The sequence below is a fragment of the Megalodesulfovibrio paquesii genome (genome assembly GCF_054653055.1).
In genome coordinates, this window is sequence record NZ_BAAIGQ010000005.1 from 1,350,120 (window position 1) to 1,363,139 (window position 13,020).

Annotated in this window: 12 protein-coding genes; all 12 read right to left on the minus strand. The window is 67.4% G+C overall.

The window, feature by feature from the left end:
• Nucleotides 1-7 precede the first annotated feature (7 nt).
• The 12 genes from ACYQ00_RS12720 to ACYQ00_RS12775 all read right to left on the minus strand — a co-directional run bounded on the left by ACYQ00_RS12720 (nucleotide 8) and on the right by ACYQ00_RS12775 (nucleotide 12,940).
• Nucleotides 8-2,296, minus strand: coding sequence for a hypothetical protein (locus tag ACYQ00_RS12720; RefSeq protein WP_460032473.1), 2,289 nt, complete (start codon nucleotides 2,294-2,296; stop codon nucleotides 8-10).
• Nucleotide 2,297: 1 nt separating this feature from the next.
• Entirely contained in the window at nucleotides 2,298-3,668 is a 1,371-nt protein-coding gene (locus ACYQ00_RS12725; protein ID WP_460032474.1) for a phage tail protein, read from the minus strand.
• Nucleotides 3,665-4,771, minus strand: coding sequence for a baseplate assembly protein (locus tag ACYQ00_RS12730; RefSeq protein ID WP_460032475.1), 1,107 nt, complete (start codon nucleotides 4,769-4,771; stop codon nucleotides 3,665-3,667). The genes ACYQ00_RS12725 and ACYQ00_RS12730 overlap by 4 nt, the downstream gene beginning before the upstream one ends.
• On the minus strand, nucleotides 4,768-5,106 hold the full coding sequence (locus ACYQ00_RS12735; protein WP_460032476.1) for a GPW/gp25 family protein: 339 nt from the start codon (nucleotides 5,104-5,106) through the stop codon (nucleotides 4,768-4,770). Before ACYQ00_RS12735 ends, ACYQ00_RS12730 begins: the two co-directional genes overlap by 4 nt.
• A gap of 1 nt (nucleotide 5,107) precedes the next feature.
• Nucleotides 5,108-5,491 (minus strand): phage tail protein, encoded by a 384-nt coding sequence (locus ACYQ00_RS12740; protein WP_460032477.1) that lies wholly within the window; start codon nucleotides 5,489-5,491, stop codon nucleotides 5,108-5,110.
• Nucleotides 5,488-6,204, minus strand: a complete 717-nt coding sequence (locus ACYQ00_RS12745) for a phage baseplate assembly protein V (RefSeq protein ID WP_460032478.1) — start codon at nucleotides 6,202-6,204, stop codon at nucleotides 5,488-5,490. The genes ACYQ00_RS12740 and ACYQ00_RS12745 overlap by 4 nt, the downstream gene beginning before the upstream one ends.
• A 7-nt stretch (nucleotides 6,205-6,211) precedes the next feature.
• Nucleotides 6,212-7,492 carry a phage late control D family protein gene (locus ACYQ00_RS12750; RefSeq protein ID WP_460032479.1) on the minus strand — a complete coding sequence of 427 codons (1,281 nt, stop codon included), beginning with the start codon at nucleotides 7,490-7,492 and terminating at the stop codon, nucleotides 6,212-6,214.
• Between the two features lie 9 nt (nucleotides 7,493-7,501).
• Complete coding sequence (locus ACYQ00_RS12755; protein WP_460032480.1) at nucleotides 7,502-7,717, minus strand: tail protein X; 216 nt, start codon at nucleotides 7,715-7,717, stop codon at nucleotides 7,502-7,504.
• Nucleotides 7,710-10,493 (minus strand): phage tail tape measure protein, encoded by a 2,784-nt coding sequence (locus ACYQ00_RS12760; protein WP_460032481.1) that lies wholly within the window; start codon nucleotides 10,491-10,493, stop codon nucleotides 7,710-7,712. The genes ACYQ00_RS12755 and ACYQ00_RS12760 overlap by 8 nt, the downstream gene beginning before the upstream one ends.
• A 122-nt stretch (nucleotides 10,494-10,615) precedes the next feature.
• Nucleotides 10,616-10,924: a phage tail assembly protein gene (locus ACYQ00_RS12765; RefSeq protein ID WP_460032482.1), complete on the minus strand. Its 309-nt coding sequence runs from the start codon at nucleotides 10,922-10,924 to the stop codon at nucleotides 10,616-10,618.
• 3 nt (nucleotides 10,925-10,927) lie between these two features.
• Complete coding sequence (locus tag ACYQ00_RS12770; protein WP_460032483.1) at nucleotides 10,928-11,461, minus strand: phage major tail tube protein; 534 nt, start codon at nucleotides 11,459-11,461, stop codon at nucleotides 10,928-10,930.
• A gap of 9 nt (nucleotides 11,462-11,470) precedes the next feature.
• The gene (locus tag ACYQ00_RS12775) at nucleotides 11,471-12,940 is read right to left on the minus strand and encodes a phage tail sheath family protein (protein ID WP_460032484.1); all 1,470 of its coding nucleotides are present in this window, start codon (nucleotides 12,938-12,940) and stop codon (nucleotides 11,471-11,473) included.
• Between the last annotated feature and the right edge of the window lie 80 nt (nucleotides 12,941-13,020).

The following is a 13,020-nucleotide window of genomic DNA, read 5'->3' on the forward strand; positions in this document are numbered from 1 at the left end:
CGGCCTCCTACAGCGCCACGTCCATGCGCTGGGCCACGTGGAAGCAGCTCAGGGGCGTGGTGGTGGTGCCTTCGATCTGGATCTTGTAGGAGGCGATGCCGTCCGGGACTTCCGGAGAGGTGGGGGTGAAGGTCACGGTGCGGCGGATGGTGGTGGCGTCCAGGGCCTGATCCTGCACCGTGCCGGTGTAGGTTTCCGCGCCACTGCGCAGTTTGACCTCGCAGGTGTGCTTGGCCGCGTCCCAACCCTCCAGACGCAGGATGACCTGGATTTCCGCGCTGGGTTGGGTCAGCGCCCGTTCGGTGGAAATGTGCCGGAAGGAGGTCCCGGCGCGCCTGGCCCGCAGCTTGCTGCCGGAGCAGCCCAAGGCCGGCATGACGTCGGAAGAGCCATTGAACACGGCCCGCAGCCGGCACATGGCCGGCAGGCCCAAGAGGCCGTCGGTGGTGCCGTCCACCAGGCGCACCCATTCGGCACTACCGCTGGCCTGGTATTCCAGGGTCAGGTCCGTGGCGTCGGGCACGATGGCCTCGTGCAGCAAGGAAAAGACGGCGATGCCGTCGGACAGGGAGACCGGGGTCAGGTCCAGCACCGTGCGCGGGTTCTTGAACTGGGCATAATACAAGGAGAACATCAGATCCTTGGTGAAGTCGCCCTGGAAGTATTCGCCATCGGTGGAATAAAACAGCGTGCCTTGGCTGTACTGGGTGCCCGAGACCAGGGCCACATAATGGTTGCCGCCGGTGACCAGCACCAGGGCGTAGCGCCGGCCGTTTTGCAGGTACACGGGTTCGGCGAACTCGAAACGCGTCTCGCTGCCGAGCTTGATGGCCTCGGGCTGGACCACGGCCCGGCCGATGGTCCGGTGGTGGTTGGGCAGGCCGTTCAGGGTGTCCATCAGATAGAGATAGACCGGGCCGGTGGAGGCCTTGGCCGTGAAGGTCAGGCCCACGCCGGTCAGCCAGCCGTTGGAGCTGTTCAGGAAGGTCTGGGCGTTGGTCGAGCCGTTGACGCTTTCGGTCACCGAATCGATGACCGTGTACTGCTCCTGCCAGGTGTGCACCCAGACCTGCCGGCCCTGGGTCAGCTCATGGCCCGGCGCGCCGCCCGCGCCCCAGGCCTCCATGTAGGTGGCATCGCCCAGGGTGACGCCCGCGGGCACCGCGCCTTCAAAGACCTCTTCGACCACCCGCGCCTGATCCACCTCGGCCCAGTACTGACCATTGGTACAAGATTGCCACGTGGGCGAGTACTCGATGCGCCGCCGGGTGCGCGTGCACTGGCGGGTGGTCACGGTCTGGAACTGGTACTGGCTGAGCGCCAGGCTGCCGGATTGGCCCGTCAGCTGCACGCGGGGCACCACCTCGTAGGCCGGCAGGATCAGGCCGTTGTGGTCCTTGACGCTCGTATCGTTGGGGTTGAAGGGGGCCAGCTGCATCTCGGTTTCCCCGGCCCAGGGGAAGCGCGCCCCCATCTGCACCAGGGCGTGGAACTCGGGATTGGTGGTGTCGGATTCGTCCTTGACCAGGAAATTATCCGCCTCATACTCCATGAACGTGGCCGGGAGCGCCAGCTTGTCCCGGATCACGGCCACTTCGGCGGCCAGCTGGGCCAGCAGGGGGCTGGTGGACTGGCTCTTGATCAGGGCGGCCAGGGCGGCCAGGTCGCTCATGATGGCGGCCAGTTTGGGGCCGGCCTCGGCAATCCAGGCGGCGTTGGCCAACGTGCTCTGCCAGACGTCGAAGAGGCGCATGAGCCGGGTGTTGTCCGCAATGCGCACCTCCTGAATGCCCGAGACAGTGAGGAGCACGGCGGCCACCTCGGTGTAGCCCATGGGCGCCACGGGCTGCTGCGGGTCCGTGGACTCCAGGCCCGGCGTGACCAGCACGGCGATGGTCCGGGCGCGCTCCATGGCCACCACGCTGGGCTCGGTCTGGCCGCTTTGCAGATCGATGAGGAAATCCCGCGGCTGCAGGTCGGTTTCCACCTCCTGGCCGATGACGGACAGGGTCAGCCAGCGGGAATCCTGCAGGGGCAGGTGGCTGAAAATGCTGATGGTCTCGGCCTGATCCTTGCGGTAGATGATGCCGGCCTGGCCGTCCCAGAGGCGGCCGGCGGCCATGTCCAGCTCCGTGGCGCTCTTCTTGGAAACGGTCAGCCCGACGAACATGCGCTCGGCGGTGATGGCGTCCATGACCAGATGCTGGTGCATCTCATCCATGAAGGTCTGGGTGTTATTCAAATCAGCGGCCTGGAACTCCTGGCGGTCCCGGAAGACAACGAATCGGGATGGCATGTTAGACAACCTCCAGTTGTCGCTCGCCCACCACCGTCGCGCCGGCCTTGAGGCTGGCGCTGCAGGTCACGGTGCGGCGGTTGGTGATACGGACGTCAATTTTGTCCGAGAGGCGCACGGCCTCGCGGCCCACGCGGCGCATGCGGTCAATCCAGCCCTGGGCGTCCACGGTGGCCAGGAAGCGCCGGCCGGAAAAATGGCGGCCCACAAAGGCCACGTGGCGGGACTGCGGCCGGAGCAGGTCCACGGCGGCCTCCCCGTGATGCGCCGGGAAGCCGCCCAGGCGGAAGGCCCCCAGGAACAGGGAGGCGTCGCGGGCCGGGAAGGCGTTGCGGGCCGGGTCGAAGAGCCTGGTGCGCCGGTAGATGCGGTCCGCGGCGCGGCTGGCGTGGGGAAAGCACCTGGCCAGGCAGGCCCCGCCCTTGTCGGGAAAGACGTCTGTCCAGCGATTGCCCAGGAAGACCACCTGGCTGCGGTGGCCGGGCTGGGCCACCAGCTCGTAGCCCACCCGCACGGGCTCCAGGGAGGGCTGCACGGCCAGCGCCCGGCGGCGGTCCAGCTCATCGGCATACGGCGCGGCCTGCTCCAGCAGGTAGTAGCGTGATGCGGCGTCCAAGTTTGCCAGGAAGCCATGGAGCAGCCCGCCGCACATGACGGCGCGGCCACGGCTGTCTCCGCGCCCGGCATCGCCCGGCAAGGCCACCTGCACCGTGCGCGTGGCCTGGCGCTCCAGGCGCTGGCGCTCGGTCTGCAGGCTGTGCAGGGGCGTTTCCCGTGCCGTTTTGGGATCATACAGCGTCACCTGATCGCCGATGCGCAACAGGGCATCGCCCCGCGCCAGGAACCGCGCCCGGCCATATCCGAACGTGTCCCCCACATGCGCCCCCACGGCCACCCCGGCATGCCGGTACGGGTAGACCCGCACTTCCGGATGCGGGGCCAGCCAGGCGGCCCGCTCGTCCGCCGTCAGGCTGCCGCCCAGATAGCTCTTGGTGGGCGGCGAGGCGGCGAGCAAGTTACGTTTCAGGAAGGTGCGGAAATAGAGGGCCAGGCCGGCCTTGGTGCCCTTGAGGCGGTGGAATTCCACAAACCGCCGCGTGACCTCCAGGCGTTCCGGGGTGGACTCCAGCAGGTCATACAAATCCACGTGCCAGCCCCAGGCCACGGCGTCGAGGACCTGGCCGCCCAGGCGCTGGGCATAGCCGGACAGGTCCGCATAAATGTCCAGCAGGTCAATGGCCGCAGTCACCCCGGCCAGCTCGCCCTGCACGGCCGCGGCCGAGGTCTGGATGGTCGGGTCCGCGGCGATGGAGCCGGGCAGCAGGTCCGCAAGGGCCAACTCTCTGATGGAGGTCTTGACGGCAGGCGTCATGCTTCCATCCCTCCGAAGACCACTTGCATCTCATCCACCTGGGCCACCTCCCAGGCGGCCAGGGCGCGGGGGGCGGGACTGGTCACCTCCACCCGCGTGGCCCCGGCGTCCATCAAGAGCGCCGTCAAGCGGCTGGGGTTCAGGTCCCGCCCAAGCTTCGCAGCCTGCCAGGTGACGTACTCCTGGGCCGCCTGGGCCACGCGGGCCGTGATGGTCCCGGCCTGGGCCGCCTGGGCCGGGTCCAGCCACCAGGTGGCCGCCACGCCATAGGCCACGGCCACGGGCGTGCACACCTGGACGATGTCCGTCAGCGGCCGGACGTCCTCACGGTTCAGGGCCGCGGCAATGGCCGCGATGACCTCGGCCGCGGGCAGCGCCCCGCCGCACAGGGGATAGACGTCCACCTGGCCCGGCGAGGGCGAGACCACGGCCACGTCCGTCACCCCCTGGTGAGCGGACAGGGCGTGGTAGCGGTAGGCCTCGGCCGGGCCGCAGATGCCCAGGGCCTCCGGGGCCAGCTGGACGCGGACCCGGAAATGGTCGTCAGACTCGCCATCGCAGCCGCCGTAGGACGGGGTGACGTTGGCCACGCGGTCCACGTAGGCGATGGGTTCCACCATCTTGTTGATCTGCCCCGGCACAAAGCCGTTGCCCACCGCGCCGGCCGCGCTGCAGGTGGCCACGCCTTCGGCGGCCAGCTGGCCGGGGGCGATGACCAGCGTTTCGGCCAGCACAAACACGGCCGCATCCGCGCCATTGCCGGCCACGGCCCGCGCCCCCGCCGGCACGGCCACGGCCCATTCCAGGGGAGCCACCAGGCTGTAGCGCAGGGTGGTCCGGGCCGGCTGGGACGGCAGGCGCACCGTCTGCAGCAGCTCGCCCAGGGCGTCCAGGTACGGCCCCGAGGCGTACCGGACCAGATTCTGCTTGGCCGTCCAGTCGATCAAAAAGCGCTGGTGCGACAGGGTGTAGGCCACGCTCTCCAGGAACAGGCGCACGGGGTCGCCGGGATAGAGCGTCTTGCCCGCGGCCAGTTCATAGGCGGCCATGACCTCGGCCTGCACCCGGCTGGGGTCCGTATCCACGAACATGAGCTCGCTCATAGCGCCCCTGCCTTGATGGTGATGGTGACCACGGGAAAAAACGCGCCGTCAGCATTGGCGGCCTGGTCCGCGGGCAGCTCGATGCGTTTGACCCGCACCCGCGGTTCATGGCGCTCGATGGCCTCTGCCAGGCTGGCCATGGCCCGCGCCGCGCCCATGGGGCCGGGCTGGTCGATGTAGCTGCCGTCCCCGGCAAAGGTGCGGTCCAGGACCACGCTGCCCAGATGGGTCAGGATGATCAGCTGCACGCACTGCATGATATCTTCCACGCCCGTGGCCCCGATGAGCAGCGCCTCGGGCCGGCTGCGCAGGATAAGCGTCGTTTCCATGCCCATCTTAATGGTGTTCCTTCAGAGACAGGTTCACCCGCAGCACCTGAGGGCGGCCCCGGCCATCCGTGCGCAGGCGGGTCTCGGACAGGCTCTCCAGGACATAGCGCCCCCACAGCTCGCCCCCCAGCACCAGATAGTGCGGCGCGCCGCCGTCCTGCAGGCCGCGCAGGTGTTGCAGCTCCTCGGCGGGGTCGCACCAGGGGGCGCAGAGCAGGATGTCCAGCCGGGACGTTTCCAGGCCGTAGCCCAGCCACTGCAGCCGGGCCTTGCCGTCCACCACGGCATGCTCGGCAAACTGCACCTTGCGTTCCCGGGAACAGGCTTCCCAGGTGCGGATGGTCTCGCTGGAAACCTCAAAGGCCACGCTGCCCAGGCTGCCGACGTTCATTGCCCACCCCCGCCGTCATCAATCTTTTCCGACCAGATGCCTTCCTCCAGCAAATCTTTGCGAAAGGCGGCCTGGGACATGGCCCCCATGATCAGCACCTGCGGGGCGTTCAGGACGATCATCCGCGGGGCCTCGATCACCACGTAGCCCTCGCCCTTGAGCGCCCGCCAGTCCTCGGCTGCCGGTGGTTCCGGCGGTTCCGTGGGCAGCTGTTTTTCTTCCTTCAATTTGATGAGCAGGTTTCCTTCAACAATGCGCAGGGTGCACAGGTCGCCCTGCAGCTGCTCGTCAATACCGCCACCCTCCGCAGCACCCTGGACGTGCCGAAACAGCCGGTGGGACCGGCGGTCATACCCGGTTCTTGAACCGTCCTTGAAGGCCCGTTCCTGGACGTCCGCCCCGCCCGCCGCGGCCAGGGCCGGCACCGGGTCCGGCCCGGAAAAGATGGAGCCCAGGTAGACGCCCTGTTCCTGGCCATACGGCAGGGACAGGATCACGCCCTGGTCGCCCACGTCGGGCAGCCAGGCGTCCTGGTCCGCCGTGGCCTTGCGGCAGAGCACGGGCACGGTGTGCGTGACCAGGCCGTCCTGATCCTGCATCTGCACCCGCACCCGGTGCCGGGCCGGCTCCAGGCCCACCACCAGACCAATGCGGATGACGTGGTTGGTCTCGCCCCGCTGGCGGTGCAATGCGTCCATCAAGGTGCCCAGCATGATAGCCTCAATAGTTGAGCGTTTTGCGGATGGAGATGGAGGTGGTGTAGCCGGCGGATCGGTTCAGGGTGTGCGTGGCCGTCTCCACCATCCAGGCGCCGTCAAAGCGCCCCCAGCCCTGGACCTGCACCACCAGGCCGGCGTACAGGCGCGGGTCGCCCATCAGGTCCAGGCTGCCCGTCCATTCTTTCTGATTGGCCTGGCGCAGTTCGTTGGCCGCCACGCGCTCGGCCTCGGCCTGGCTCTCCACCCGCGTGTTGATCTTGAGCGTATGGCCCACCTGTTTGTCTGTTTCGGCCCGTTCCGGGGCGCAGCCTGCGGACTTGAGGGCCTTTTCCTCGGGCTCCCAGTAGTCGCACGAGGCGTCGCCGTAGGTTTCGGAGGATTGCGTGGAAAACTGGAAGCGGCTCACGGCCGTCACCCCGCGGGCAATGGCCAGGCTGGGCGGCTGGGCGTCGGCCTCTTTGGCCGACCGGATCACCAGCCGGTCTTCGCAGACCTTGACCGTCAGCCCCTGGCGCTCGGCCACGCGCTTGATCAGGGCCAGGTCGCTTTCCTGGCGCTGGTCCAGGCGCACAAAGGCGCATTCGTCCCCCTCATAGTGCAGGGCGAGCCCATGTTCCGTGGCCAGATCCCCGGCCACGGTCTTCAGGGATGCGTGCTCCCAGGCCCGGCTTTTGGCCTCGCGCCTGAGCGGCGTATCCACCGCCGCGGACACGGCCCGCACCCGGACCACATCCGGCGGGCCGCTCAAATCAATCTGGTCGATGGTGAAGCTGCCGCAGGCAAGCTCCAGGCTGTCCCCGTCCGCAAACCAGTTGCGGCACTGGATGGCCGCGCGCAGGCGGTCGCCCTTGTCGGGCATCCAGCCCATGGCCCAGGCGTGGTCCCGATCCTCGAATTCCAGCTGCAGATCATCGGCCTGGCCGTGGGCGTTGTCCGTGTAGGTCACGGACAGGCAGTACGGGGCCACGTCCTGACTGACGTCCGCCAGGTCCGTCTTGGATGCCGAGGCCTGGGCCATGAGGGACAGGACGGCGTGGCGGGATAAAGAAGTGGAAGGAAAGGACGGGGGAACTGAGTTCCCCCGCGCCCCCTCCCATTGGGTGGACGTTTGGGTGGACGCCGTGGAAGAAGTGGATGAAGCCGAAGGGTTGCCTTCGGGCGTCTGCTGCGGCGCGGCCACGGGCACGGCGTCCGCCCGCTCGGAGGCCGAAAAGGAAAACGGCTCCCGGCTGCCGGTGGCAGGCGTGGTCCCTTCGGATTTGGAAAAGGAAAAGTCGCTCACCGCCGCCTCCTACCGCCGCCATGGCGGGCGGGTGTCCGCCGTGGTCAGTTGGGTGCCGGCCGGCAGCTCGGGCACCGTGAGCACCACCCCCGGCCCGAAGACCACGGCCTCGCGGTGGGCCGGGTTGGCGGCCAGCAGATGATGGAAGAGCGTCTCCCGGCCCCAGAGCCGGAAGGCGACCAGGTCCCACATGTCCCCCTGCTGGGTGGTGTAGGTGCTAGGCATAGGACAGCCTCCGCTCCTGGTGGAGCAGCTCCCGGATCAGCCGGGCCAGGGCCTCCTTGTCTTGCGCCAGGGCCTGGGCCAGGCCTCCGGCCGCGTCCTGTCCCGTGCCCTGTCCCGAGCTCTGCACGGTGATCTGCGGGGCATAGTGGATGGTCAGGCCGCCGGGGCTTCCTGCCCCGCCGGCTGCTCCCGGGCCAGCCGGCACGGCTGCGCCGCTGCCCGCCGCATCACCAGTCGCCGCCCCCATTGCACCACCTGACGCGGGGTCAAGGAGCGCTGCAACCGCGCCCAGGTGTTGCCCCAGGGGATCCACCAGCGGCCCGGCCCCGGCACCCTGGATGCCGGCACCCAGGGTGCGCACAAGCATGCCGCCCTGGTGCGTCACGTTGGAGAGTGGCCCTTCCTTGGCATCAGATCGATTGAATAAGCTTGGAATTTTGGACAGCACGCCCTTGACGGCGTCATAGGCCGCCCCCCCCATACTGGTGATGCCCGAAATAAAGGTATCGATCAGCCGCCGCCCGGCCCCGGACAGGTCCAGGGTGGAGAGGTACTGCAGCGCCTGGCCCAGTGAGGTCTCAATCTTCCCGGGTACCCCTGCCAGACTGGCCAGGGCCGAATCCCACATGCCGGTTACACTTTTGCCCAGCCCGCTAAAAAATCGCCCCACTCCGGCCCAGGCATCCTGGATGCCCTGCACGACACTGAACACCGCATACACACCCCAGTCGATGAGATTCACCCACCCCGAGATGGCTGCGCCCAGGGTCTGCCCCACGGCCTGCCCCCAGGTCCGCGCTCCTTCCGAGGCCTGCATATTCGCTGGTCCACCAAAAAGATCACCCAGGAAATTGGTCACACTGGAAAACGCGCTCTTGACCGGGGCCAAGGCCTCCCCCCAAGCAGAGAGCGCCTTGCCCACGCTCTCGAGGGCTGGACCAGCCTCATCCTTCAGGCCTTGCCAGACACCCTGAAAAAAACTCTTGAGCGGTCCCCAGTGTTGGTAGACCAGGTACCCAAGCCCCGCCAAGGCGAGCACCGGCAGGAGCGCAGGACTCAGCGCCAGGAGCCCGGCCTTAAGACCGGAGAGCGCTGCCCCGACAGACCCCAGCGCCGGCACAGCTCGGGTCAGGGAAGACAGCCCCCCGGCGGCCGAGGCCAGGCGCATGGTCTGCAACAGGGCGAGGCCCGCGCGCAGCGAATGCAAGGGGCCGGTGACAAAGGTCAGGGCGTAGCCAAGGCCGATTGAAGCCACCTTGAAGGCCATCAGTCCTGCTACCGCGCCCACAACCACCTTGGTCAGTTCAGGATGCGCATTGGCAAAGGTGTCCACAGCGCTGGCCGCTCTGGTCAGGATCGCAGTCGCCCCCCGCACCACCGGCGCAAGCACATTGCCAATGCTGATCGCCAGGGACTCCGTGGCGCTCCCCAAGGCCTTAAACTGCCCCATCAGCGTTTCCTGCTGCTTGCGGGCTACTTCGGCCGCGGCCCCTTCCTCCTTGATTTGTTCGATAAACGCCTGCAGCTCTCCGGAACTGGACTTGTTCATCAGTTCCGTGGCCGCAGCCAGGGCTTCCACGCCGAATATGGTGGAAAGCACATCCGCGCGCTGGGCCGTCCCCAGGCCCCGCTTGGTCATGGCGGCGTTCATTTCCGCCAGGATGGTCGGCATATCCCGCAGGTTGCCTTTGGCATCTTTGGCATGTACGCCCAGCCGCTGCATCATTTTCGCGGCTTCCTTGGGCGGCGAGGCCAGACGGGCGTACATGGCCCGCATTGCCGTACCAGCCTCAGAGCCCTGGATACCCACGTCCCCCAGCTTGCCGGCCATGGCCGCCACAGTCTCTACCCCCACCCCGAGACTTTTGGCCACCGGGGCCACATACTTCATGGTATCGCCCAGCATCGCGAGCGAGGTATTACTGGACGTGAAGGTGTTGGTCATCACATCGCCCAGGTATCCCATCCGCTCGGCCGGCAAACCAAACCCGGACAGAATATTGGAGGCGATATCCGCAGCCTGGGCCAGATCAATATTGCCGGCTGTCGCCAAATCCAGCATGCCGGGCATGGCGGCAATTATGTCGTTGGCCTTGAATCCGGCCATGGCCAGATACTGCATGCCACCTGCGGCTTCCGAGGCGCTCCAGGCCGTGGTGGCCCCCAGCTCCCGGGCCGTGGCTGTCAGACGCCTGAACTCCTCACCCGCCAGATCGAGCTTGCCCACCGCACCGACCCTGGCCATGGATGCTTCAAAATTGGCGGCCACCCGCACCGGCGCGGCCAGGGTCAACCCCATGCCCACCGCGCCCAGCATCTGCCCCCGCAACTCGCCCCGGCGTTCAGTCACCGCATCCCGGGCCGCCAGGGCTTGGCCCATGCGGGCGTGGGCCTGCATGGCCTGACCCAGCTTGCGTTCCTCCGCCGCAAACCGGGCCGCGTCCCGCGCGCCGTCGGTCAGGGTGAAGTTGTACTTTTTGGCTTCTTCCGAGACCTTGCGATACGCCAAATGCGCCGCGGCCAGTTCGGTCTTGATGCGCGGGTTGGGCTGCAAGGCCCGGCTGGCCGCGCCCTGCACTTCATTGATGCGCCGCTGGGCAGCTTGCAGATCCTTGGCCAGGGTCTGGCCCAGGCGGGCCTTGGCCAGACCTTTTTCCAGCCCGTCGCCCAGCTCCTTGCCCAGCCCGGCTAGGCCGCGCTTGGCCTGGCCGAGGGTGGAGCCGAAGCTGCCGGCCAGGGCAGCCCCGATGAGGAGGGAGACGGCGAGCTTGCTCATGGGGTCCTACGTGCGGGTGGGGATGGGGTCGAGGGTGGCCAGGGCCGTGAGCCAGGCGGCCAGTTCTTCCAGGGTCAGGGCCAGGAGCTCCGCCCGGCTCCAGCCCGTGGCCGCGGCCAGCCTCAGGCAGGCGGCGCGGAGCTGGGCTGCGACGTCCGGGCCGCGGCAGGACGCCGCAAAAAACCGCTGAACACCTCCTGCAGCTGGCCATAGTCGGCCAGGTCCAAGAGCTCCAAACACTCGGGATTGACGTCGCACAGGCTGGCAAAGAGATGCAGCTCGCGCTGCTGCTCACTGCCCAGGGATTCCACGGCCAGCATGTCCTTGACCGTGGGCCGGCGCATGGTCAGGCTGTCCACGGTCTTGCCGTCAAACACCACAGGATAGGCCAGGGGCACGCCCTGGGCCACGACTTTGGCTGCGATGCTCATTGCCTAGGCCTCCATGCCGAGGTGGATGCGGGTCTGGGCCAGGTAGTCCACCCCTTCCACCACGAACTTGCAGTTGAGTTTGTCGATTTCCACCAGGTCTTCCCCGGCCACCACCATCCGCAGGTAAAAGCATTCCACTTCCACCTGATTTTCCTGCTTTTTGCCGGTCTCCATCTTGCCGGCCCCCAGCTTCTTGACCGTGCCCTGCATGACCAGCTTGATGCCGTAGCTGTCAAAGGCCGTGCCGCCGGCATCGTATTCCTGCACGCTGCCCCGGGCCGTGAGCAGGTGCCCCCTGGGCGCGGCCAGGGCCAGCAAATCCTTGGTCAGCACCCGGTACTTGATCTTGCAGACCAGGCTTTTGAAGTGCCCCACCACCGGGCTTTCCACCTCGCCGGCAATGCCGGAGCCGGAAAGGGTCTCCGTCAGGGCCTCCAGGTCTGGCAGTTCAATGTCCGCCGTGCCCAGCAAGGCTACATCGTCCTTGTACAATCGGAAGTTCTGCAGGACGTCCGGGATTTTATTGATGGATGGCATGTCCGCTCCTTAGACGAAGAGGGTCTCAAAATACGACGGGTCCAGTTCCACCAGGAACTCGATCTGCCTCGCGGGCGGCGGGGGCATCCACATGAGGTGGAAGCGGATGATGCCGTCCAGCAGGTCCGTCACCGGGTTTTCCTCTTCCCGGAACTCCAGCCGCCCGCCCAGGATGATTTCCCGCGCCGCCAGGCCATTGAGGGCGATGTTCTCGCTATCCACAATGGTTTCGATGAGTCGTTTGGTGATGGGGTAGTCCACCTTCTGCCACCAGGTCAGCACCAGCTGGTTGGACTTCCAGTTAGTCATCCGTCTGAGAGGAATGAAGGCGTCCTTGGGATCGGTGCTGAAGGGGTAGCAGGCCGTGCGGTTGCCCCAGCTGCGCCAGCCGCCCGTGAAGTTCAGCGCCGTGACGATACCCTGGCCGTTCAGGTAGTTGGCCTGATCCGGCCCCAGCCAGACCGGTTCTTCCGCGCCGGCCGGGCCGGCCACGGCCGCGTCCATGCGCAGAAGCTCGTTGGACGGGCTCTTGTACGGGATGTCGCCGTGCTCCACGTCCACACGGGCCATGGTGGCGGCCAGGTGGCAGGACAGATGGTAGACCGTGCCGCCCAGGGCCACCTTGGGCCAGCAGCAAATCTGCTGCGGGTCCGCCAGGGAGGCCAGCTCCTTGGCCGCAGGCACGTCGGTGTAGCGGGTCAGGGTCTGGGCATCCATGTCCAGCACGGCCACGGCCTTGAAATGCCCGTTGATGCTCCCGGCCTTGGCGGCCATGACCGCGGCCACCTCGGGCAGGTGGCTGTAACCCGGCGCGCAGATGGAGCCGGGCACCAGGCGGAACATGGGGAAGATGGCCTCCACCAGCTCCAGGCCCTCGCGTGCGCCAGTCACCCCGTCGATGCCGCCGATGATGTCCTGGGCGGTCACGGCGGACGGGTCGGCCCAGGCATAGGCCGCCACGGACACCGTGGCCCCGGCGGCGATGGCCCCGCCCTCCAGCAGGCTCACCAGGCCCGTGGCCTCATCCACCATGTAATCCGTGCCGGCGGCGTATGTGGTCGCGCCGTCCTGGCTTTTGATAACCAGGCTGCCGGGGATCAGATCGTCATGGGCCAGCTGCAGGGTGCCGGCGGCGGAAACGACCTGGGCCACGGGCGCGTCCAGCACCTGCCGATGCACCGCGGGGTCAAAGACGTTGACAAAGATGACCGGCCCGACGTTGTACAGGGCAAAGGTCACATAAGCGTATTCCGTGAGGCCGTACCGGGTCTGCCGGCCATCCAGCCAGCCCAGGGCCGCCACGGCTTCGGCGTAGCTGTAGCAAAGCTTGGGGGCGTTGACGTGCACGCCGTCCGCCGCGCGGTGCACCGGGGCCGTGCCCACCACCACCGCAATACCGGCCTCCACCTTGCGGGCCGGCAGGACGGCCGTGGGCACTTCCTGGGTGTATACCCCATGTTTGTAGCCAAGAGTCGCCATGATGAGGCCTCCTTAAGAAGTGCGGCCGGCCTGCCGGTACGCGGTCAGCAGGGCCTGGGCGGCTGCCTGCAGGGGGTGCC